19 protein-coding genes are annotated in these 17,919 nt (G+C 72.1%); 6 read left to right on the plus strand and 13 right to left on the minus strand.

Annotated features, from left to right (window positions below):
- Positions 1-25: 25 nt before the first annotated feature.
- Positions 26-649 (minus strand): sulfite oxidase-like oxidoreductase, encoded by a 624-nt coding sequence (locus tag ACIGXW_RS01315; protein ID WP_071966024.1) that lies wholly within the window; start codon positions 647-649, stop codon positions 26-28.
- A gap of 201 nt (positions 650-850) precedes the next feature.
- Here ACIGXW_RS01315 and bfr point away from each other — a divergent pair, with 201 nt between their 5' ends.
- Positions 851-1,339, plus strand: a complete 489-nt coding sequence (gene bfr, locus ACIGXW_RS01320) for a bacterioferritin (protein ID WP_399568647.1) — start codon at positions 851-853, stop codon at positions 1,337-1,339.
- Positions 1,340-1,353: 14 nt separating this feature from the next.
- Here the strand turns inward: bfr and ACIGXW_RS01325 are convergent, their stop codons facing one another.
- Positions 1,354-1,617, minus strand: coding sequence for a (2Fe-2S)-binding protein (locus ACIGXW_RS01325; RefSeq protein WP_177338503.1), 264 nt, complete (start codon positions 1,615-1,617; stop codon positions 1,354-1,356).
- Between the two features lie 138 nt (positions 1,618-1,755).
- Positions 1,756-3,105: a class II 3-deoxy-7-phosphoheptulonate synthase gene (locus ACIGXW_RS01330; protein ID WP_071966026.1), complete on the minus strand. Its 1,350-nt coding sequence runs from the start codon at positions 3,103-3,105 to the stop codon at positions 1,756-1,758.
- A gap of 123 nt (positions 3,106-3,228) precedes the next feature.
- Between ACIGXW_RS01330 and ACIGXW_RS01335 the strand changes: the two genes are divergently transcribed.
- Entirely contained in the window at positions 3,229-3,291 is a 63-nt protein-coding gene (locus tag ACIGXW_RS01335; protein WP_107423055.1) for a hypothetical protein, read from the plus strand.
- Positions 3,292-3,412: 121 nt separating this feature from the next.
- Entirely contained in the window at positions 3,413-5,341 is a 1,929-nt protein-coding gene (locus ACIGXW_RS01340) for an anthranilate synthase family protein (protein WP_399568649.1), read from the plus strand.
- Between the two features lie 158 nt (positions 5,342-5,499).
- Here ACIGXW_RS01340 and ACIGXW_RS01345 read toward each other — a convergent pair whose 3' ends face one another.
- The 4 genes from ACIGXW_RS01345 to ACIGXW_RS01360 are packed head-to-tail and all read right to left on the minus strand — an operon-like array spanning position 5,500 to position 9,267.
- Positions 5,500-6,531, minus strand: coding sequence for a 6-phosphofructokinase (locus tag ACIGXW_RS01345; protein ID WP_399568651.1), 1,032 nt, complete (start codon positions 6,529-6,531; stop codon positions 5,500-5,502).
- Positions 6,532-6,573: 42 nt separating this feature from the next.
- Positions 6,574-7,242: a response regulator gene (locus tag ACIGXW_RS01350; protein WP_399568653.1), complete on the minus strand. Its 669-nt coding sequence runs from the start codon at positions 7,240-7,242 to the stop codon at positions 6,574-6,576.
- Positions 7,242-8,465 carry a MacS family sensor histidine kinase gene (gene macS, locus ACIGXW_RS01355; RefSeq protein WP_399568655.1) on the minus strand — a complete coding sequence of 408 codons (1,224 nt, stop codon included), beginning with the start codon at positions 8,463-8,465 and terminating at the stop codon, positions 7,242-7,244. Before macS ends, ACIGXW_RS01350 begins: the two co-directional genes overlap by 1 nt.
- Before the next feature lie 28 nt (positions 8,466-8,493).
- Positions 8,494-9,267 (minus strand): lysophospholipid acyltransferase family protein, encoded by a 774-nt coding sequence (locus ACIGXW_RS01360; protein WP_399568658.1) that lies wholly within the window; start codon positions 9,265-9,267, stop codon positions 8,494-8,496.
- A gap of 122 nt (positions 9,268-9,389) precedes the next feature.
- On the opposite strand from ACIGXW_RS01360, the gene ACIGXW_RS01365 reads away from it, so the two are divergent.
- Entirely contained in the window at positions 9,390-10,208 is an 819-nt protein-coding gene (locus tag ACIGXW_RS01365) for an alpha/beta hydrolase (protein ID WP_399568661.1), read from the plus strand.
- The gene (locus ACIGXW_RS01370; protein WP_399568663.1) at positions 10,201-10,845 is read left to right on the plus strand and encodes a hypothetical protein; all 645 of its coding nucleotides are present in this window, start codon (positions 10,201-10,203) and stop codon (positions 10,843-10,845) included. Before ACIGXW_RS01365 ends, ACIGXW_RS01370 begins: the two co-directional genes overlap by 8 nt.
- 45 nt (positions 10,846-10,890) lie before the next feature.
- Here the strand turns inward: ACIGXW_RS01370 and ACIGXW_RS01375 are convergent, their stop codons facing one another.
- The 6 genes from ACIGXW_RS01375 to ACIGXW_RS01400 form a co-directional block, all read right to left on the minus strand.
- On the minus strand, positions 10,891-11,640 hold the full coding sequence (locus tag ACIGXW_RS01375) for an endonuclease/exonuclease/phosphatase family protein (protein WP_360911464.1): 750 nt from the start codon (positions 11,638-11,640) through the stop codon (positions 10,891-10,893).
- 75 nt (positions 11,641-11,715) lie between these two features.
- The gene (locus ACIGXW_RS01380; RefSeq protein WP_071965298.1) at positions 11,716-12,657 is read right to left on the minus strand and encodes an ROK family glucokinase; all 942 of its coding nucleotides are present in this window, start codon (positions 12,655-12,657) and stop codon (positions 11,716-11,718) included.
- A gap of 87 nt (positions 12,658-12,744) precedes the next feature.
- Positions 12,745-13,206 carry a DUF5304 domain-containing protein gene (locus tag ACIGXW_RS01385; protein WP_071965297.1) on the minus strand — a complete coding sequence of 154 codons (462 nt, stop codon included), beginning with the start codon at positions 13,204-13,206 and terminating at the stop codon, positions 12,745-12,747.
- 57 nt (positions 13,207-13,263) lie between these two features.
- Positions 13,264-14,505 (minus strand): ArsA family ATPase, encoded by a 1,242-nt coding sequence (locus tag ACIGXW_RS01390; RefSeq protein WP_399568665.1) that lies wholly within the window; start codon positions 14,503-14,505, stop codon positions 13,264-13,266.
- Positions 14,506-14,555: 50 nt separating this feature from the next.
- Complete coding sequence (locus tag ACIGXW_RS01395; RefSeq protein WP_071965969.1) at positions 14,556-15,005, minus strand: SRPBCC family protein; 450 nt, start codon at positions 15,003-15,005, stop codon at positions 14,556-14,558.
- 71 nt (positions 15,006-15,076) lie between these two features.
- Positions 15,077-15,838 carry a metallophosphoesterase family protein gene (locus ACIGXW_RS01400; RefSeq protein WP_071965968.1) on the minus strand — a complete coding sequence of 254 codons (762 nt, stop codon included), beginning with the start codon at positions 15,836-15,838 and terminating at the stop codon, positions 15,077-15,079.
- A gap of 267 nt (positions 15,839-16,105) precedes the next feature.
- Between ACIGXW_RS01400 and ACIGXW_RS01405 the strand changes: the two genes are divergently transcribed.
- Positions 16,106-17,902 carry an AMP-dependent synthetase/ligase gene (locus tag ACIGXW_RS01405; protein ID WP_071964161.1) on the plus strand — a complete coding sequence of 599 codons (1,797 nt, stop codon included), beginning with the start codon at positions 16,106-16,108 and terminating at the stop codon, positions 17,900-17,902.
- Positions 17,903-17,919 lie beyond the last annotated feature (17 nt).

A 17,919-nucleotide genomic window follows, 5' to 3' on the forward strand; every position in this document is an offset into this window, starting at 1 on the left:
GCGCCCGGCCACGGGGGCCGGGCGGCTAGAGCTCCGGGCCCTCGCCCGGCTGCTCCTGGTAGGAGTAGCGCTGCTCGCGCCAGGGGTCGCCGATGTTGTGATAGCCGCGTTCTTCCCAGAAGCCGCGCCGGTCGGCGGTCATGTACTCCACGCCGCGCACCCATTTGGGGCCCTTCCAGGCGTAGAGGTGCGGCACGACCAGGCGGACCGGGAAGCCGTGCTCGGCGGTGAGGGCCTCGCCGTCCTTGTGGGTGGCGAACACGGTCTTCTCGGCGGTGAAGTCGGCGAGCCGGAGGTTGGAGCTGAAGCCGTACTCGGCCCACACCATCACATGCGTGACCTCCGGTGCGGGCGGGGCGAGTTCGAGGATCGTACGGGCCGAAACCCCACCCCACTCGGCGCCGAGCATGCTGTACTTCGTGACGCAGTGCAGATCCGCCACCACCGTCGTGTACGGCAGCGCCGAGAACTCCTCGTGCGTCCAGCAGTGCTTGTCGCCGTCGGCGGTCGAACCGAAGACACGGAACTCCCAGCGGTCCGGCTTGAACTTCGGGACCGGCCCGTAGTGCGTCACCGGCCATCCGCGCTGGAGCCGCTGCCCCGGAGGCAGCTGGAGATGCTCCCCTTTGCGGCTTTCCGACTGACCCATGGGTCCATGGTGACAGACCTTCGGCAGTGGTGATGACCAGGGCCCGGGCCCGTACCGACGTATCGGGGCAACTCCCACTAAGTGTGCACTTACTGGACGGCTCCGAAGGGCAGTGCGAGGATGCGCGCGCAACCTGCAAGCCACACTCCCCCACAGGCCTGGACGGCCGTGGGCGGTGCCCCCAGGAAGGAGCACTCTGCGATGCAGGGCGACCCCGAGGTCATCGAGTTCCTGAACGAGCAGCTGACGGCCGAGCTGACGGCCATCAATCAGTACTTCCTGCACGCGAAGCTGCAGGAGCACCACGGCTGGACCAAGATCGCCTCGCACACCCGTGCCGAGTCGTTCGACGAGATGCGGCACGCCGAGGTCCTGACCGACCGGATCATCTTCCTGGAGGGGCTGCCGAACTATCAGCGGCTCTTCCACGTCCGGATCGGCCAGACGATCACCGAGATGTTCATGGCCGACCGGCAGGTGGAGGTCGAGGCCATCGACCGCCTCAGGCGGGGCGTGGAGGTCATGCGGGCCAAGGGCGACATCACCTCGGCCAATATCTTCGAGTCGATCCTCGCGGACGAGGAGGACCACATCGACTATCTCGACACCCAGCTGGAGCTGATCGAGAAACTCGGCGAACCGCTCTACATCGCCCAGTTCATCGAGCAGGAGAACGGCGGGAGCGACTGACCGGCGCGCGGCGCCTAGGCGGCGGCCCGCTCCTTCGCGGCCGCGGACGCCGGTATGAACGCCACGTCGGGGGCCAGCACGTCGGACTCCCCCTGGTCGGCCAGCTCACGGCGCGGGCACGCACCCCGGCCGAGCAGGGCCTGGATGCGGCGCACACAGCTGCCGCAGTCGGTGCCGGCCTTGCAGGCGGAGGCGATCTGGCGGGGCGTGCAGGCCCCGTCGTCCGCGTGCTGACGCACCTGCTGCTCCGTGATGCCGAAGCACGAGCAGACGTACACGCGGTCACCGCCTTGCGTCGGCCGGAAGGCCGGGTTGATCAATAAGGTTATCCTTACCTTACCCGGCCCGACGGCCGAAAAACAACGCCGTGGGGCCCGGATCACAGATCCGGGCCCCACGGTCGTTACCTACGGTTCCTACTGGTCCCGGTACATCTCCGCGACCAGGAAGGCCAGGTCCAGGGACTGGCTGCGGTTGAGGCGGGGGTCACACGCCGTCTCGTAGCGCTGGTGGAGATCGTCGACGAAGATCTCGTCGCCGCCGCCCACGCACTCCGTGACGTCGTCGCCGGTCAGCTCGACGTGGATGCCGCCCGGGTGGGTGCCGAGGCTCTTGTGGACCTCGAAGAAGCCCTTGACCTCATCCAGCACGTCGTCGAAGCGACGGGTCTTGTGACCCGAGGCCGCCTCGAAGGTGTTGCCGTGCATGGGGTCGCTGATCCAGACGACCTGCGCGCCGGACGCCGTGACCTTCTCGACCAGGGTCGGGAGCTTGTCCCGGATCTTGTCGGCACCCATGCGGGTGATGAAGGTGAGACGGCCCGGCTCACGCTCGGGGTCGAGCCGCTCGATGAGGGTCAGCGCGTCCTCGGGCGTCGTCGTCGGGCCGAGCTTCACACCGATCGGGTTACGGATCTTCGACGCGAACTCGATGTGCGCGCCGTCCAGCTGCCGGGTGCGCTCACCGATCCACAGCATGTGGCCGGAGACGTCGTACAGATCGCCGGTGCGCGAGTCGACACGGGTCAGCGCCGACTCGTAGTCGAGCACGAGCGCCTCGTGGGAGGCGTAGAACTCGACCGTCTTGAACTCCTCCGGGTCCACCCCGCAGGCGTTCATGAAGTTCATCGCCCGGTCGATCTCGCGGGCCAGCTGCTCGTAGCGCTGACCGGAGGGCGAGGACTTCACGAAGTCCTGGTTCCAGGCGTGCACCTGGCGCAGGTCGGCGTAGCCACCGGTGGTGAAGGCGCGCACCAGGTTCAGCGTCGAGGCCGAGGCCTGGTACATCCGCTTCAGCCGCTGCGGGTCCGGCGTACGGGCCTCGGGCGTGAAGGCGAAGCCGTTGACGGAGTCGCCGCGGTAGGTCGGCAGGGTCACGCCGTCGCGGGTCTCGGTCGGCTTCGAGCGCGGCTTGCTGTACTGGCCGGCGATGCGGCCGACCTTCACGACGGGCACGGAACCCGCGTAGGTCAGCACCGCGCCCATCTGCAGCAGCGTCTTGAGCTTGTTGCGGATCTGGTCGGCGCCGACGGCGTCGAAGGCCTCGGCGCAGTCGCCGCCCTGGAGCAGGAACGCCTCACCACGGGCGACGGCTCCCAGGCGCTGGCGCAGCTGGTCGCACTCGCCCGCGAAGACGAGAGGCGGATAGGACTCGAGCTCGGCGATCACATCGCGCAGAGCCTCTTGGTCCGGCCAGTCAGGCTGCTGCGCCGCGGGCAGGGAGCGCCAGGTGTTGCCACCGGCGTGGATTTCAGCGTTCACGGTCACGCCTCAACATTACGGGGTCCGGGCAGCCATCCTGGCGGACGGACCGGAATCTGAGACATCTGCCGAGACGGCTTTAGGGAAAACCCGGGACCTCCCCCGGGGACGTCGGGTAGGGTGCCCGCCATGTACGTGCTTCAGTCGCAGAACCAGAACTGGTGGTGGACCGCTCCTCCGGCGGCCCACTGATCGCGCGTACTCCCGACCGATCGCGAAGGCCGCCCCGAGGGGCGGCCTTCGGCGCACCTGACGGTCGCCGGCCCCGGGGCCGTTCCTCTCCTCGAAGTCCTCCAGGAAGGAACGACCCCAGATGACCGTGGACCACGCAGCCACCGCAGCCCTCCTCGCGCGGCTGACCGCCGCCGGCTGCCCGCCCTTCGCCCTGCTCCACCGCCGCACCCCCGGCCGTGGGCACGATGCCGTCGAGCTGCTCCTGGGCCCCGTGGCCGAGGCCGGGCGCCTGGGCGACATCCCGCTGCCGGCGGGCCCACCGGCCCACGGCGGCCCGGCGCACGACGCGCTGGCCCTCGTCCCCTTCCGCCAGATCCGCGAGCGCGGCTTCGACGTCCGCGACGACGGCACGCCCCTGCTGGTCCTGCGGCCCGAGGAGTCCCACGAGCTCCCGCTCGCCGCCGTCCGCGCCGCACTGCCCGCGCACGAGGTACGGGTGGAGGGCGGCGCCTTCGACGTGGACGACGAGGAGTACGCACGGATCGTCGAACGGGTCATCGAGGACGAGATCGGCACGGGCGAGGGCGCCAACTTCGTCATCCGCCGCACCTTCGAGGGCGAGATCCACGGCTTCACCGCCGCCGACGCGCTCTCCCTCTTCCGCCGCCTGCTGGACGGCGAGCGCGGCGCCTACTGGACCTACGTGGTGCACACCCCCGACCGCACGCTGGTGGGCGCGAGCCCCGAGGTGCACGTGCGGATGGCCGGCGGAACGGTCGTGATGAATCCCATCAGCGGTACCTACCGCTACCCGGCCGGCGGCCCCACCACCGACGACCTGCTCGGCTTCCTGCACGACCGCAAGGAGGTGGAGGAGCTGTCCATGGTCGTGGACGAGGAGCTGAAGATGATGTGCACCGTCGGCGACATGGGCGGCGTGGTCGTCGGCCCCCGCCTGAAGGAGATGTCCCACCTCGCCCACACCGAGTACGAGCTGCGCGGACGCTCCTCGCTGGACGTCCGCGACGTGCTCCGCGAGACGATGTTCGCGGCCACGGTCACCGGCTCGCCGGTCCAGAACGCCTGCCGGGTCATCGAGCGGCACGAGAGGCGGGGCCGCGGCTATTACGCGGGCGCACTCGCCCTCATCGGCCGGGACGCGGGAGGCACCCAGACCCTCGACTCGCCGATCCTCATCCGTACGGCCGACATCGACCGGCGCGGCCGGCTGCGGGTGGGCGTCGGCGCCACCCTCGTGCGGCACTCCGACCCCCACGGCGAGGTCGCCGAGACCCACGCCAAGGCGGCGGGCGTCCTCGCGGCCCTCGGCGTGCGACCGGGCCCCGTACGCCCGGCGGCGGCCCCGCCCGTACGGCTCGCCGACGACGCCCGCGTACAGGCCGCGCTGGACGCACGTCGCGCGGATCTGGCCCCCTTCTGGCTGCGGATGCAGACCGAGGACTGCGCCGCGACGCTGAGCGGACACGCGCTCGTCGTCGACGGGGAGGACACCTTCACGGCGATGCTGGCCCATCTGCTGCGCACCTCTGGACTGACGGTGACCGTGCGGCGCTACGACGAGCCCGGGCTGCGGGACGCCGTATTGGCCCACGAGGGGCCCGTGGTGCTGGGGCCCGGCCCGGGCAACCCCGCGGAGGCGACCGACCCGAAGATGCGGATGCTGCGCGGGCTGGCGGCGGACCTGCTGCGCCGGCACCGGCACGGTCTGCTGGGGGTCTGCCTGGGGCACGAGCTGATCGCCGCGGAGCTGGGCCTGGAGATCGCCCGCAAGGCGGTGCCGTTCCAGGGGGCGCAGGAGCGGATCGACTTCTTCGGGCGGGAGGAGACGGTGGGGTTCTACAACACCTTCACGGCGCGGTGCGATGCGGATACGGAGGCGGAGCTGGCTCTGCACCGCGTGGAGGTCAGTCGCGATGCCGCGAGCGGCGATGTGCACGCCCTGCGTTCGGAAAGTTTCGCCGGTTTGCAGTTCCATCCGGAGTCCGTGCTGACCTTGAACGGCCTGTCGATTGTCACCAACTTGCTGGCGGGCGTGTCGGTACGCTGAGGGCCCATTGCTCCCCACGCAGGCGGGGATGACCCCTGGACGCCGGCCAAGGCGTGCCCGCGCAGGGCTTGCTCCCCGCGCACGCGGGGATGGTTCCGGGTCGCCGGTCCGGGCTTCCTGCCGAAGCCCCGACCGGCGACCGAGGACTCCGCCGGCGGTCAGCCGAAGAAGACCTTCGCCTCCTCGTACAGCGCGGCCGGCACGGTCTTGAGCCTCGCCGTGGCCTCGGCCAGCGGGACCCGGACCACGTCCGTACCCCGCAGCGCGACCATCTTCCCGAAGTCGCCGTCCCGCACCGCGTCGATCGCGTGCAGCCCGAACCGCGTGGCGAGCCACCGGTCGAAGGCGCTGGGCGTGCCGCCGCGCTGGACGTGGCCCAGCACCGTGGTGCGGGCCTCCTTGCCCGTACGCGCCTCGATCTCCTTGGCCAGCCACTCCCCCACCCCGGACAGCCGGACGTGGCCGAAGGAGTCGAGCGCGGCGGAGTCCTTCAGCACCAGGTCCCCGTCCGTGGGCATGGCGCCCTCCGCGACGACGACGATGGGGGCGTAGCTGGCCCGGAAGCGGGAGGTGACCCAGCCGCAGACCTCGTCGAGGTCGAAGCGCTGCTCGGGGATCAGGATGACGTTGGCGCCGCCGGCCAGGCCGCAGTGGAGGGCGATCCAGCCCGCGTGCCGGCCCATGACCTCCACGACGAGGACGCGCATGTGGGACTCGGCCGTGGTGTGCAGCCGGTCGACGGCCTCGGTGGCGATGTTGACGGCGGTGTCGAAGCCGAAGGTGTAGTCGGTGGCGGACAGGTCGTTGTCGATGGTCTTGGGCACGCCCACGCAGCGGACGCCGTGCTCGTCGTACAGCCGGCGGGCCACCCCCAGGGTGTCCTCGCCGCCGATGGCGATCAGCGCGTCCACCTCGTACTTCGCGAGGCTCTCGGTGATCCGGCGGACGCCGTCCGGTTCCTTGAAGGGGTTGGTCCGGGAGGAGCCGAGGATGGTCCCGCCGCGCGGCAGGATGCCGCGCACCGCGGGGATGCCGAGCTCGGTCACGGCCCCGGTCAGGGGGCCGCGCCAGCCGTCCTTGAAGCCGATGAAATCGTAGCCGTGGTCCTGGACGCCCTTGCGGACGACCGCGCGGATGACCGCGTTGAGCCCGGGGCAGTCGCCGCCGCCGGTCAGCACTCCGATCCGCATGAGACACCTTTCCTTCCGCCGGGAACGCCCGGCCGCGAAGGGTCAGGCGTCGTCGAGACCTCGCTCTATCGCGTAGCGGACGAGCTCCACGCGGTTGTGCAGCTGGAGCTTGCCCAAGGTGTTCTGCACATGGTTCTGCACCGTGCGGTGGGAAATAACCAGGCGTTCGGCGATCTGCTTGTAGGACAGTCCCTTGGCGACGAGCCTGAGGACCTCCGTCTCGCGCTCGGTGAGCTGCGGGGCCCTGGGCTCGTCGGGGGCGGCCGGGGCGGGGTCGGCGGCCAGGCGGCGGTACTCGCCGAGGACCAGTCCGGCCAGGCCCGGGGTGAAGACGGGGTCGCCCGCCGCGGTGCGGCGCACGGCGTCCAGCAGCTCCTCGGTGCTGGCGGACTTCAGCAGATAGCCCGTCGCGCCGGACTTCACGGCCTCCAGGACGTCCGCGTGCTCGCCGCTGGCGGAGAGCACCAGGACGCGCAGCGCCGGGCGGTCCGCCACCAGCTCCTTGCAGACGGCCACGCCGGGCAGGCCGGGGAGGTTGAGGTCGAGGACCAGGACGTCGGGCTGGGCCGCCTTGGCCCGGCGCACCGCCTGGGGGCCGTCGCCAGCCGTGGCCACCACGTCGTACCCGGCGCCCGCCAGGTCGCGGGCGACCGCGTCGCGCCACATCGGGTGGTCGTCGACCACCATGACCCGTACTGCCTCTGTGTTCATCACGTGCCCTCGCTCCCCCGTGGAACCTTCAGTTCTACCTCGGTGCCCTGCCCCGGCACCGATACCAGCTCGGCGGTCCCGCCCAGGTCCCGCAGCCGGCCGCGGATGGACAGGGCGACGCCCATGCGTCCTTCCCGCTCCGCGTCCGCAAGCCGGCCCTCGGCAATGCCCGGGCCGTCGTCCCGCACGGTGACGATCACCTCGTCCGGCTCGTCCTCGAGCAGGATCCAGGCCCGCGCGCCCTCGCCGGCGTGCTTGGCGACATTGTCCAGTGCCGCACCGACGGCGGCCGCCAGCTCCGCCGCCGCGGCCGCCTCCAGCAGCACGGGCGTGCCCGGCGCAGAGAAGGTGACCGTGGCTCCCGCGTGCGGGGCGAGGAGCGCCCGTACGTCACAGGGGCCCGTCGGCGGTGCGGGGTCGGGCCGGACGGCCCGTACCAGCTCCGCGTCCTCGGCGAGCTGTGCGGCGGAGCGCTGCGGGGGCAGCAGGCCGCCCGCCACCAGGCTGCGCAGGGCGATCTCCTGCTCACCGGCCATCCGGCCCAGCTCGGCGGCCTCACCGCCGATCTGCGCGCCCCGGCGCTGCACCATGGCCAGCACCTGCAGGACGCTGTCGTGGATGTCGCGGGCCAGCCGCTCCCGCTCGCGCGTGGCGGCCTCGATCTGCAGGGCGCGGGCGAGCGTGCGCTCACTGGCCCGGGCGACCTCGACGATGTAGCCGATGGCGATGCTGGAGACCCACACCAGGACCACGTTGTGGACCGTGTCGCGGGCCGGGCTGCCGCGCTCGACCAGATTGGCGACCGCCACGATCGTGGAGCCGGCCGCCGCCCAGCGCCAGCCGCCCTTGATGGCCAGGCCCAGGACGGCCCCGCCGGTCCAGATGGACGGCAGGGTGGCCGAGCCTGCGTCGATGCGCTCGGCGGTGTCGATGAAGGGAGTGAGCAGGATTCCGGCGAGCGCGATCGTCAGGTCGGCGATCAGGAACGGCTTGGTGCACCGCTCGGCGGAGGTGACCCGGTTCCAGGTCAGCAGCATCCACAGGGTGAGTACGCCCATGTAGAGTGCGGCCGCCGGTGGATGGGCGTACTCGCGGTAGTTCAGGAAGAACAGCGCGAGCGCGTAGCCGAGCGTCAGGATGCGGTAGCCGGTCAGGGCGCGCCACAGCGGCAGCTCCACCGACATCCGCACGGCACGCTGACGCCCACCGGTGCGCTGTGTCATCCCTGCCCCAACCCCCCAGCCGGGCGACCTACGCCTCGGGCTTGTGATCCGCCTTCTTTCCCGCCTTGTCGAGACCGGCGGCCTTGGCCGCCTTCTCCTCCTCGGCCTTCTGCTTCGCCTCGTCCGCGATCTGCCGCTTGGCGGCCGTCGCGTAGATGTCGACGTACTCCTGGCCGGAGAGCTTCATGATCTCGTACATGACCTCGTCGGTCACCGAGCGGAGGATGAAGCGGTCGCCGTCCATGCCGTGGTAGCGGCTGAAGTCCAGCGGCTTTCCGATCCGGATGCCCGGCCGGATCATCTTCGGCAGGACCTTCCCCGGCGGCTGCACCTTCTCCGTGTCGATCATCGCGACCGGGATCACGGGTGCTCCGGTGGCCAGCGCCACCCGGGCCAGCCCACCGGGCTTGCCGCGGTAGAGGCGGCCGTCCGGGGAGCGGGTCCCCTCCGGGTAGATGCCGAAGAGCTCACCGCGCTCCAGCACCTCGATGCCGCTCTTGATCGCGGCCTCGCCGGCGCCGCGGGCGCCGGAGCGGTCGACCGGAAGCTGGCCGACGCCCTTGAAGAAGGCCGCCGTCAGCTTCCCCTTGACTCCGGGGGAGGTGAAGTATTCCTGCTTCGCGATGAAGGTGACCTTGCGGTCCAGCACCGCGGGGAGGAAGAAGGAGTCCGAGAAGGACAGGTGGTTGCTCGCCAGGATCGCGGGCCCCTCGGCCGGGATGTTCTCCAGACCCTCCACCCACGGCCGGAAGGCAAGCTTCAGCGACCCGCCGATGGACAGCTTCATTGCGCCGTAGAACAACCGAGAACCTCCTGTAGTGACGAGGAGACCTTAACCTGCCTACCCGCCGTGCGGCGCTCCGCGTAGGCTGAGGGCCAGACCCTCTCTTTCCTGTTGTCCCGCTCCATTGATCGGAGATTCCGGTGCCGCTCCTCCCCGGAGCCGAGCCGTTCCGCCATGACGGCGGAGAGGTCGGCGTCCTCGTGTGTCACGGCTTCACCGGTTCGCCGCAATCCGTCCGGCCCTGGGCCGATTATCTCGCGGAACGGGGTTTGAGCGTCTCCCTGCCGCTGCTGCCGGGGCACGGCACGCACTGGCAGGACATGGCGATCACCGGCTGGCAGGACTGGTACGCCGAGGTCGACCGCGAGCTGTGGTCGCTGCGCGAGCGGTGCTCCCAGGTCTTCGTGTGCGGTCTGTCGATGGGCGGCGCCCTGACGCTGCGCCTTGCGGCCAAGCACGGCGACGCGGTCTCGGGGATCGTCCTGGTCAACCCCGCCAACAAGGTGCACGGCCTGGCCGCCAGGGCGCTGCCGGTGGTGCGCCATCTGGTGCGGACGACCAAGGGCATCGCCAGCGACATCGCCAAGCCGGGCATGGAGGAGACCGGCTACGACCGGGTGCCGCTGCACGCCGCGCACTCCTTCCGGCGCTTCCTGCGGATGCTGGACTCCGAGCTGCCCCAGGTGACCCAGCCGCTGCTGCTGATGCACAGCCCCGAGGACCATGTGGTGCCGCCGGCCGATTCGGCGCGCATCCTGGCCCGGGTCTCGTCCCGGGACGTCACGGAGCGGCTGCTGGAGCACAGCTATCACGTGGCGACGCTGGACCACGACGCCCCGTGGATCTTCGAGGAGACGTACGGGTTCATCAGCCGGCTCTCCGCCGGCATCGGTGAGGAGAGCGCCGGGGAGCCCGCCGGCAGGCACGCCGACCCGCAGGGGACGGCCTCCCGTGGCTGAGCACGACGCGGACCGTGACCGCGACGAAAGCCGCGACCCCCTGGACGAGGACCGGGCGTGGGCCGAGCTGGTCGCCGCCTACGGCGAGCAGCCGGACCCGGACAAGGGCCGCTGGCCCGCCTCCGGCGACATAGCGGACACCCCGCGCTCGCCGGCCGGGGCGGAAGGGCCCGACGCCCCTGAGCCCTCCCCCAAGTCCGGGGCCGCCCCTCGGTCCGAGGCCGCGAAGGAGAACGAGACCGGGCCGGCCGGGGACGCCTCCGAGGACGCGGACTCCGCCCCCGCCGCGCCCAAGCGGCCGGGCAGCTTCATCGTCTACGCGCCGGGCGTCGGCCCGCGCGACTGGAGTGCCTCCGAGGCCGCCGACGAGGACGACGCCGCGGAGGAGGGCCACTTCGTACCGCCGGAGCCGCCGCCGCTGCCGACGGGTGACGTCACGTCGCGCTTCGCGTGGATCGCGGTGCTCGGTGGACCGTTGCTGCTGCTCATCATGGTCCTGCTGCGGCAGGAGCTGACGTGGTGGGCCACCACGCTGGGGGTGGGCGGCTTCCTCGGGGGCTTCGCGACGCTGGTGCTCCGGATGAAGGACGGCGACGAGGACGAGGACGACGACCCGGGGCGCGGCGCGGTGGTTTAGGGGTTCTTTCCCCTACCCCGCCCGGGGTCCCGGGCGGAGCCCCGGTCAAGCGGCCGGCACCCGCACGACCGCCAGCACCGGCAGATGGTCCGTAGCCGCACGGAGATCCGCTTCGGCGACCCCCGGCAACCCCATGGGCACCCCGCATCCCAGTACCTCGACGCCCTTGGTCGCGAAGACCGCGTCGATGCGCTGCTCGGGATCGCCCAGGCGGGTCGTGTGCTCGCGGCCCCACGGCCTGGTGGCCCAGCCGTCCTGCAGCTCGCCCGCCAGCAGGCCGAACGTCCGTCCGTCGGGCCGGTCGTTGAGGTCACCGGCCGCCACGGCGTGCGGGGCGTCCAGGGCGGCCAGCCGGTCCAGGAGCAGCCGCCCCTGGGCGTACCGCTCGCCGTCCCGGATGCTCAGGTGGCAGCTGAGGACGCCGAGGCGGGCCCGGCCGAAGCGGAGCACGGCGGTCGCGAAGCCGCGCTGGTGCAGCCCCGGGGTGCGGGGCAGCAGGACGTCCTCGGTGCGCTCGACGTGCGCGCGGAGCGAGGTGAGGATCATCGGCCCGGAGGCGGTGGCGCCCCCCGTGGTGTACACCAGCTCCGTCGCGCGGGCCAGGCGGGCGGCCGCCTTGCGCCAGCGGAAGAAGCGCGGCGCCTCCTGGACGCACAGGACGTCCGGCGCACAGGCCCGGACGACCCGGGCCAGGGCGTCGGTGTCGTCGCGCAGGGAGCGGATGTTGTAGCTCAGTACGCGGACGACGGCACAGCCGTCGGAGTCCGTCCGGGATGCGGGAAGATCGTGCAACACGGGCTGTCCCTTTCCGCCGCAGGGGCGCTGGGAGACGGTGGAGTCCGACGGCTGTCCGCGGGGCGGACGGGAGGGTTACCCCTGACGTGCCAGGTCGGCCGCGCCCACGAGGCCGGCCTTGCCGCCCAGCTGTGCGGCGAGCACCTGGGCGTGCGGGCGCCACTGGCCGCCGACCAGCCAGCGGCGGAAGGACTTGCGGATCGGGTCCAGGACCAGGTCGCCCTCGTCGGAGACGCCGCCGCCGACGATGAACGCCGAGGGGTCGAAGAGCGAGGCGAGGTCGGCGAGGCCGGCGCCGGCCCAGCGGGCCAGCTCGCGGAAGGAGTCGATGGCCACCGGGTCGCCCTGGCGGGCGGCGTCGCTGATGTGCTTGCCCTCGATGCCCTCGGGGGTGCCGTCGCCGAGGCCGAGGAGGATCTCGGCGTTCTCCGGGGTGGCCTGCGCGCGCTGCTTGGCGTAGCGGACGAGGGCGCGGCCGGAGGCGTACTGCTCCCAGCAGCCCTGGCTGCCGCAGCCGCACAGCAGGCCGTCGGGCACCACGCGGATGTGGCCGAACTCCGCCGCGACGCCGAAGCGGCCGCGGCGCAGCTTGTTGCCGATGATGATGCCGCCGCCGAGGCCGGTGCCGAGGGTGATGCAGATGACGTCGTCGTGGCCCTGGCCGGCGCCGAAGCGGTACTCGCCCCAGGCGGCGGCGTTGGCGTCGTTCTCGACGACGACCGGGAGGCCGACGCGCTGCTCGACCTTGTCCTTGAGCGCCTCGTGCCGCCAGTTGATGTTCGGGGCGAAGAGGACGGTGGCGCGCTTGTCGTCCACGTAGCCGGCGGCGCCGATGCCGACGGCCTCGACCTCGAAGCCCTCGCTGACCGTGCGCACCGCGTCCGCGATCGCGTCGATGACCCCCTCAGGAGTCCCCGGGGTCGGCACCTTGCACGTCGCGAGGATCGAGCCCTCTTCGTCGACCACGCCGGCCGCGATCTTCGTGCCGCCGATGTCGACGCCGATGGTGAGTCCCATGTGTCCCTCAGTTTTTCGCTCGAACCCCGCCGCGACCCACCGTACCGGAGCGTGGGGGCAGCCCTGTGCCGTTCCGGCTACAGGGGGTCAGTCGAGGTCGATGCGCTCGCTTCCGCCGCCCTCGCCCTCGCCCTTGCGGGGCTCGCGGGGCTCGTGCGGCGGCTCGTCGCGGGTCCAGCGCGCCTCCTGGCCGTGGACGGCGGCGCGGTAGGCGGCCATCAGTTCGGAACCGGCGGAGGCCAGGTGGTCGAAGACCTCGGGGTTGCGCTCGATGACCGGTTCGACGGCGGCCTTCGCCTGGGCGATGAACTGCTGGACGGCGCCCTGCGCGGCCGCGCCCGCCAGGGGCAGCTGGAAGGCGGAGACCTTGTCGGCGACGGCGTCGACGAGCTTGCGCAGCTCCTCGGCGGCGCTGCCCGGTTCGTAGCCCTGGCCGGACCCCGCGCGGCGGCGGGCGTTCTCGGCGGCGAGGTCCTCGGCGCAGGCCCGTTCCCAGGCGTCGGGGTCGGGCGCCCGGCCGGGGCCGGGGCGCTCGGTGGCATCGGTCATGACGGGCTCCTGCGGGCTGGATTTTCCTTCGACGTTACCTGAACGGCGCAGCGCCGTTCAGCGGCTCCTTGGCCACAGGTCGGGGTCGGGTATGAAGCGCACGCTGAGCGCCCCGTCGCGCAGCCCGGCGCCGGAGACGGTGCAGCGGCGCAGCGCCGACGGCAGGGGCAGGACGCGGCGGAACGGGCCGACTCCGACGATCAGTTCGTCGCCCCGGCGGACGAGGCCGAGGCCGTCGCGGTCGGCGCCGGGCAGCGGCAGCCGCCAGACGAGCATGCCGTCGGTGGCCAGGCGGTCCTCGACGGTCCAGGGGTCGGCGGGCGGGCCGGCCGCGTCGGTTTCCTGGTCCTCGCGGGGCAGCGTGGCGCGGGCGGCCAGGTCGCCGAGGTCGGCCGGGCCGCGGGGGGCGCGGCCCAGGTGCGGCAGGTCGCGCACGGTGACGCCGTCGGCGAGGAACTCCTCGCACAGGGCCCGGTGGGCGGCGGCCTGCTCGGTGGCGAGCGCGGCGAGCCAGGGGTCGGCGGAGTCCTGGGGCAGCAGCCGGTTCGCTACGAGCGAATCGATCCGGCAGCCCTGCAGGGCGAGGCCGGCGCGGGCGGTGCGCAGCGCGTCGGCGGCGAGGGCGCCGGGTTCGGCGACCAGGCGCACGGTCGTGCCGGGCGCCTCGATCACCCGCTGTACGGCGGTGAGCTCCTGCTGCCAGCGCTCGACGGTGTCGTAGAGGAGCTGGGCGGGCATCGGGACCCGGGCCAGCTGGGCCAGCATCGGCCGCAGGGCGCGGGCGGCCTGGCGCTCGGGGGGCAGCAGGCGGCGCAGGTAGCGGCTCAGCTGTTCGGGGAGGGCCAGCAGCCGCACGGTCTCGTGCACGGGGGGCATGTCGACGACGAGCAGGTCCCAGCGTCCGTCGGCGTGGGCGGCGCGCAGCGCGGAGAGGATCGCCAGCGGCTCGGCGCCGGGGAGCTCGGTGAGCTCCTCGGGGTCCAGGGGGGTGGCGCCGAGGAGGTCGAGGAGGGAGGTGCCGCGGTCCTGCAGGTCGCGGGCGAGGGCGCCGAAGTGCTCGCCGGCGGCGATGCGGGCGGCCCACAGGCCGGGGGCCGCCTCGACGGGCGGCGCCCAGGGGGCGCCGTCGTCGGTGCCCTGCGCGGGCAGGGCGGCGGAGAGCACCGTGTCGGGGGCGCGCCCGCGGTCGCAGGTGAGCAGCAGGACACGGCGCCCGGCGCGGGTGGCGGCGAGCGCCGTGGCCGCGGCCACGGTGGTGCGGCCCGCGCCGCCGGGACCGGTGACGAGGACCGTACGCAAGGTGGAGCCTCCGGCAGTGGTTCAGTGCATCGGCTGGAGCGTCGGCAGGCTCAGGAAGCGGTGCCCTGCTCGACGCGCTTCTTGAGCCCCGACAGGGCGCGGTCGATGATGACCTTCTCCGCCTTGCGCTTGATCATCCCGAGCATCGGGATCTTCACGTCGACGGTGAGCTGGTAGGTGACCTCGGTGTGCTTGCCGCCGGCGGCGGGCTTGAGGCTGTAGGAGCCGTCGAGCTGGCGCAGCATCGCGGACTTGTCCAGGGACCACTGGACGACGTCCGTCTCGGGCCAGCTGTAGTTCAGGGTGTGGTCGTCCTTGATGGCGCCCGCGTCGAGGACCAGGCGCACCTTCTTGGCGCGGCCCTGCTCGTCCTTCTCCAGCACTTCGGCCTGCTTGACCTCCCCCGTCCACTCCGGGTAGCGGTCGAAGTCGGCGATCACCGACATGACCTGGGCCGGCGTCGCCTCGATCGTGATGCTCGAGCTGGTGTGTTCCGCCATCTGCGTGGCTCCTCCGTACCGGTGCGCGGCCTCTTCATGGTCTGCCGGTGAAGGCTACCTCCCGCTGCGTGTCACCACTCCAGCACCCAGGGTGTGGCCGTGGACGCGAAGTGGCCGACGTTGACGCATTCGGTCGCGCCGATGCGCATCCGGCGCGCGAGCGGCTGGTGGACGTGGCCGAAGAGGGCGTACTTGGGGCGGGTGGCGCGGATGGTCTCCAGCAGGGCCGCGCTGCCGCGCTCGAAGCGGCGGGCGACGGTGTCGTAGCAGAGCTCGGGCACGTCGGGCGGGATGTGCGAGCACAGGACGTCGACCTCGCCGAGGGCGGCGAGCTTGGCGGCGTAGGTCTCGTCGTCGATCTCGTAGGGGGTGCGCATGGGCGAGCGGAGGCCGCCGCCGACGAAGCCGAAGACGAGGCCGCCGATCTCGACGCGCTCGCCGTCGAGGACGGTGGTGCCGGGGCGGGCGTACTCGGGCCACAGCGGCGGGATGTCGACGTTGCCGTAGGTGGCGTAGGTGGGGGTGGGGAAGGCGGCGAAGAGCTCGGCGTACTGCTTGCGGACGGCGGCCTCGACGGCCGCCTTCCGGTCGATGCCGTCCCACAGGGCGCGGGAGAGCGCGCGGGCCTCGTCGAAGCGGCGGGCGGTGCGCAGCTCGACGATGCGGTCGGCGGCCTCGACGCCGAACAGCTCGGGGAAGATGCCGCGCGAGTGGTCGGCGTAGTCGAGGAAGAGCACGAGGTCCCCGAGGCAGACGAGGGCGTCGGCGCCGTCCCCCGCCCGCGCCAGACCCTCGGCGTTGCCGTGTACGTCGCTGACCACGTGGACTCGCATACGGATCACCCTAGGCGGTGCTGTGGGCTCGCTGGAAGGGCCCCGACCTGCGGTTACTTCCGAGTCACCTAGCCGGGAGGCTAGGGTGCCGGAAGCAGTCCGGTGGCATGTGACGCATAGAACATCTGGCCGCGACCCTCTATTCGAAAAGTGGTACTGGTGGGTAACGTCCGGGCAGTCCACTCCCCCCGCCAGATCATGGACCGCAGCCGACGCAGCGCCCCTCGAAGACGCGGCGGCGCCGGCGCCCGACGAGGAGCAGCAGTCTTGCGCGAGTTCAGCCTTCCGGCCCTGTACGAGGTCCCCGCCGACGGAAACCTGACGGATCTCATCCGCCGGAACGCCGCGCTCCACCCCGACGTCGCCGTCATCGGACGCAAGGTCGACGGCCGCTGGGAGGACGTCACCGCCGCCGGCTTCCTGGCGGAGGTGCGTGCCGCGGCCAAGGGGCTGATGGCCTCGGGCATCAAGCCGGGCGACCGCGTCGGCCTGCTGTCCAGGACCCGCTACGAGTGGGCGCTGCTGGACTTCGCCATCTGGAGCGCCGGCGGCGTCACGGTGCCGATCTACGAGACCAGCTCGCCCGAGCAGATCCAGTGGATCCTCGGCGACTCCGGCGCGGTCGCCTGCCTGGTGGAGACCCCGGCGCACGAGGCCGCCGTGGAGTCCGTGCGCGAGCGGCTCCCGGAGCTGGCGAACATCTGGCAGATCGAGCGCGGCGCCGTGGAGCGGCTGCGGGCGGCGGGCGAACCGCTGAGCGACGAGGCGGTGGACGAGCGCAGCGCCCTGGCCGTCGCCGACTCCCCCGCGACCATCGTCTACACCTCGGGCACCACCGGCCGCCCCAAGGGCTGCGTCCTGACCCACCGGGCCTTCTTCGCCGAGTGCGGCAACGCGGTCGAGCGGCTCAAGCCGCTCTTCGACACGGGCGACTCGTCCGTGCTGCTGTTCCTGCCCGCAGCCCACGTCTTCGGCCGGCTGGTGGAGGTCGCGGCGGTGCTGGCCCCGATCCGGCTGGGCCTGGTCAGCGACATCCGCAACCTCACGGACGACCTGCAGGGCTTCCGCCCGACGCTGGTGCTGGGCGTGCCGCGCGTCTTCGAGAAGGTCTACAACGGCGCCCGCGCCAAGGCGCAGGCGGACGGCAAGGGCAAGATCTTCGACAAGGCGGCCGACACCGCCATCGCCTACAGCCGCGCCCTGGACACGCCCTCGGGCCCGTCCTTCGGCCTGCGGTTCAAGCACAAGATCTTCGACAAGCTGGTCTACAGCAAGCTGCGGGCGGTCCTCGGCGGCCGGGCCACGCACGCCATCTCCGGCGGCGCCCCGCTGGGCGAGCGGCTGGGGCACTTCTACCGCGGCATCGGCTTCACGGTCCTGGAGGGCTACGGCCTGACGGAGTCGTGCGCGGCGACCGCCTTCAACCCCTGGGACAGGCCGCGCATCGGCACGGTCGGCCAGCCCCTGCCGGGCTCGGTGGTGCGCATCGCCGACGACGGCGAGGTGCTGCTGCACGGCGAGCACCTGTTCACCGGCTACTGGAACAACGAGGCGGCCACCGCCGAGGCGCTGTCGGACGGCTGGTTCCACACCGGCGACCTGGGCACGCTCGACGAGGACGGCTATCTGAGCATCACCGGCCGCAAGAAGGAGATCATCGTCACGGCCGGCGGCAAGAACGTCGCCCCCGCCGTGATCGAGGACCGCGTCCGCGCCCACGCGCTGGTCGCCGAGTGCATGGTCGTCGGCGACGGCCGGCCGTTCATCGGCGCGCTGATCACCCTGGACGAGGACTTCCTGCCCCGCTGGCTGGAACAGAACGGCAAGACCGCCGGGCTGACGGCCGCCGACCTCGCCGACGACGCGGACCTGCTGGCGGCCGTGCAGAAGGCCGTCGACGACGGCAACGCGGCCGTCTCCAAGGCCGAGTCGGTGCGCAAGTTCCGTGTGCTGCCCACGCAGTTCACCGAGGCGTCCGGCCATGTGACGCCGTCGCTGAAGCTCAAGCGGAACGTGGTCGCGAAGGACTTCGCCGACGAGATCGAGGCCATCTACCACGGCTGACGCCGTGGACGAGGGAC

This window comes from Streptomyces sp. NPDC053079, from assembly GCF_044546695.1.
GTDB lineage: Bacteria > Actinomycetota > Actinomycetes > Streptomycetales > Streptomycetaceae > Streptomyces.

Coding starts and splice junctions, on each gene's coding strand:
- ACIGXW_RS01315 (WP_071966024.1), bottom strand. CDS start 649: ATGGGTCAGTCGGAAAGCCGCAAAGGGGAGCATCTCCAGCTGCCTCCG.
- bfr (WP_399568647.1), top strand. CDS start 851: ATGCAGGGCGACCCCGAGGTCATCGAGTTCCTGAACGAGCAGCTGACG.
- ACIGXW_RS01340 (WP_399568649.1), top strand. CDS start 3,413: ATGACCGTGGACCACGCAGCCACCGCAGCCCTCCTCGCGCGGCTGACC.
- ACIGXW_RS01345 (WP_399568651.1), bottom strand. CDS start 6,531: ATGCGGATCGGAGTGCTGACCGGCGGCGGCGACTGCCCCGGGCTCAAC.
- ACIGXW_RS01350 (WP_399568653.1), bottom strand. CDS start 7,242: ATGAACACAGAGGCAGTACGGGTCATGGTGGTCGACGACCACCCGATG.
- macS (WP_399568655.1), bottom strand. CDS start 8,465: ATGACACAGCGCACCGGTGGGCGTCAGCGTGCCGTGCGGATGTCGGTG.
- ACIGXW_RS01380 (WP_071965298.1), bottom strand. CDS start 12,657: ATGGGACTCACCATCGGCGTCGACATCGGCGGCACGAAGATCGCGGCC.
- ACIGXW_RS01385 (WP_071965297.1), bottom strand. CDS start 13,206: ATGACCGATGCCACCGAGCGCCCCGGCCCCGGCCGGGCGCCCGACCCC.
- ACIGXW_RS01395 (WP_071965969.1), bottom strand. CDS start 15,005: ATGGCGGAACACACCAGCTCGAGCATCACGATCGAGGCGACGCCGGCC.
- ACIGXW_RS01400 (WP_071965968.1), bottom strand. CDS start 15,838: ATGCGAGTCCACGTGGTCAGCGACGTACACGGCAACGCCGAGGGTCTG.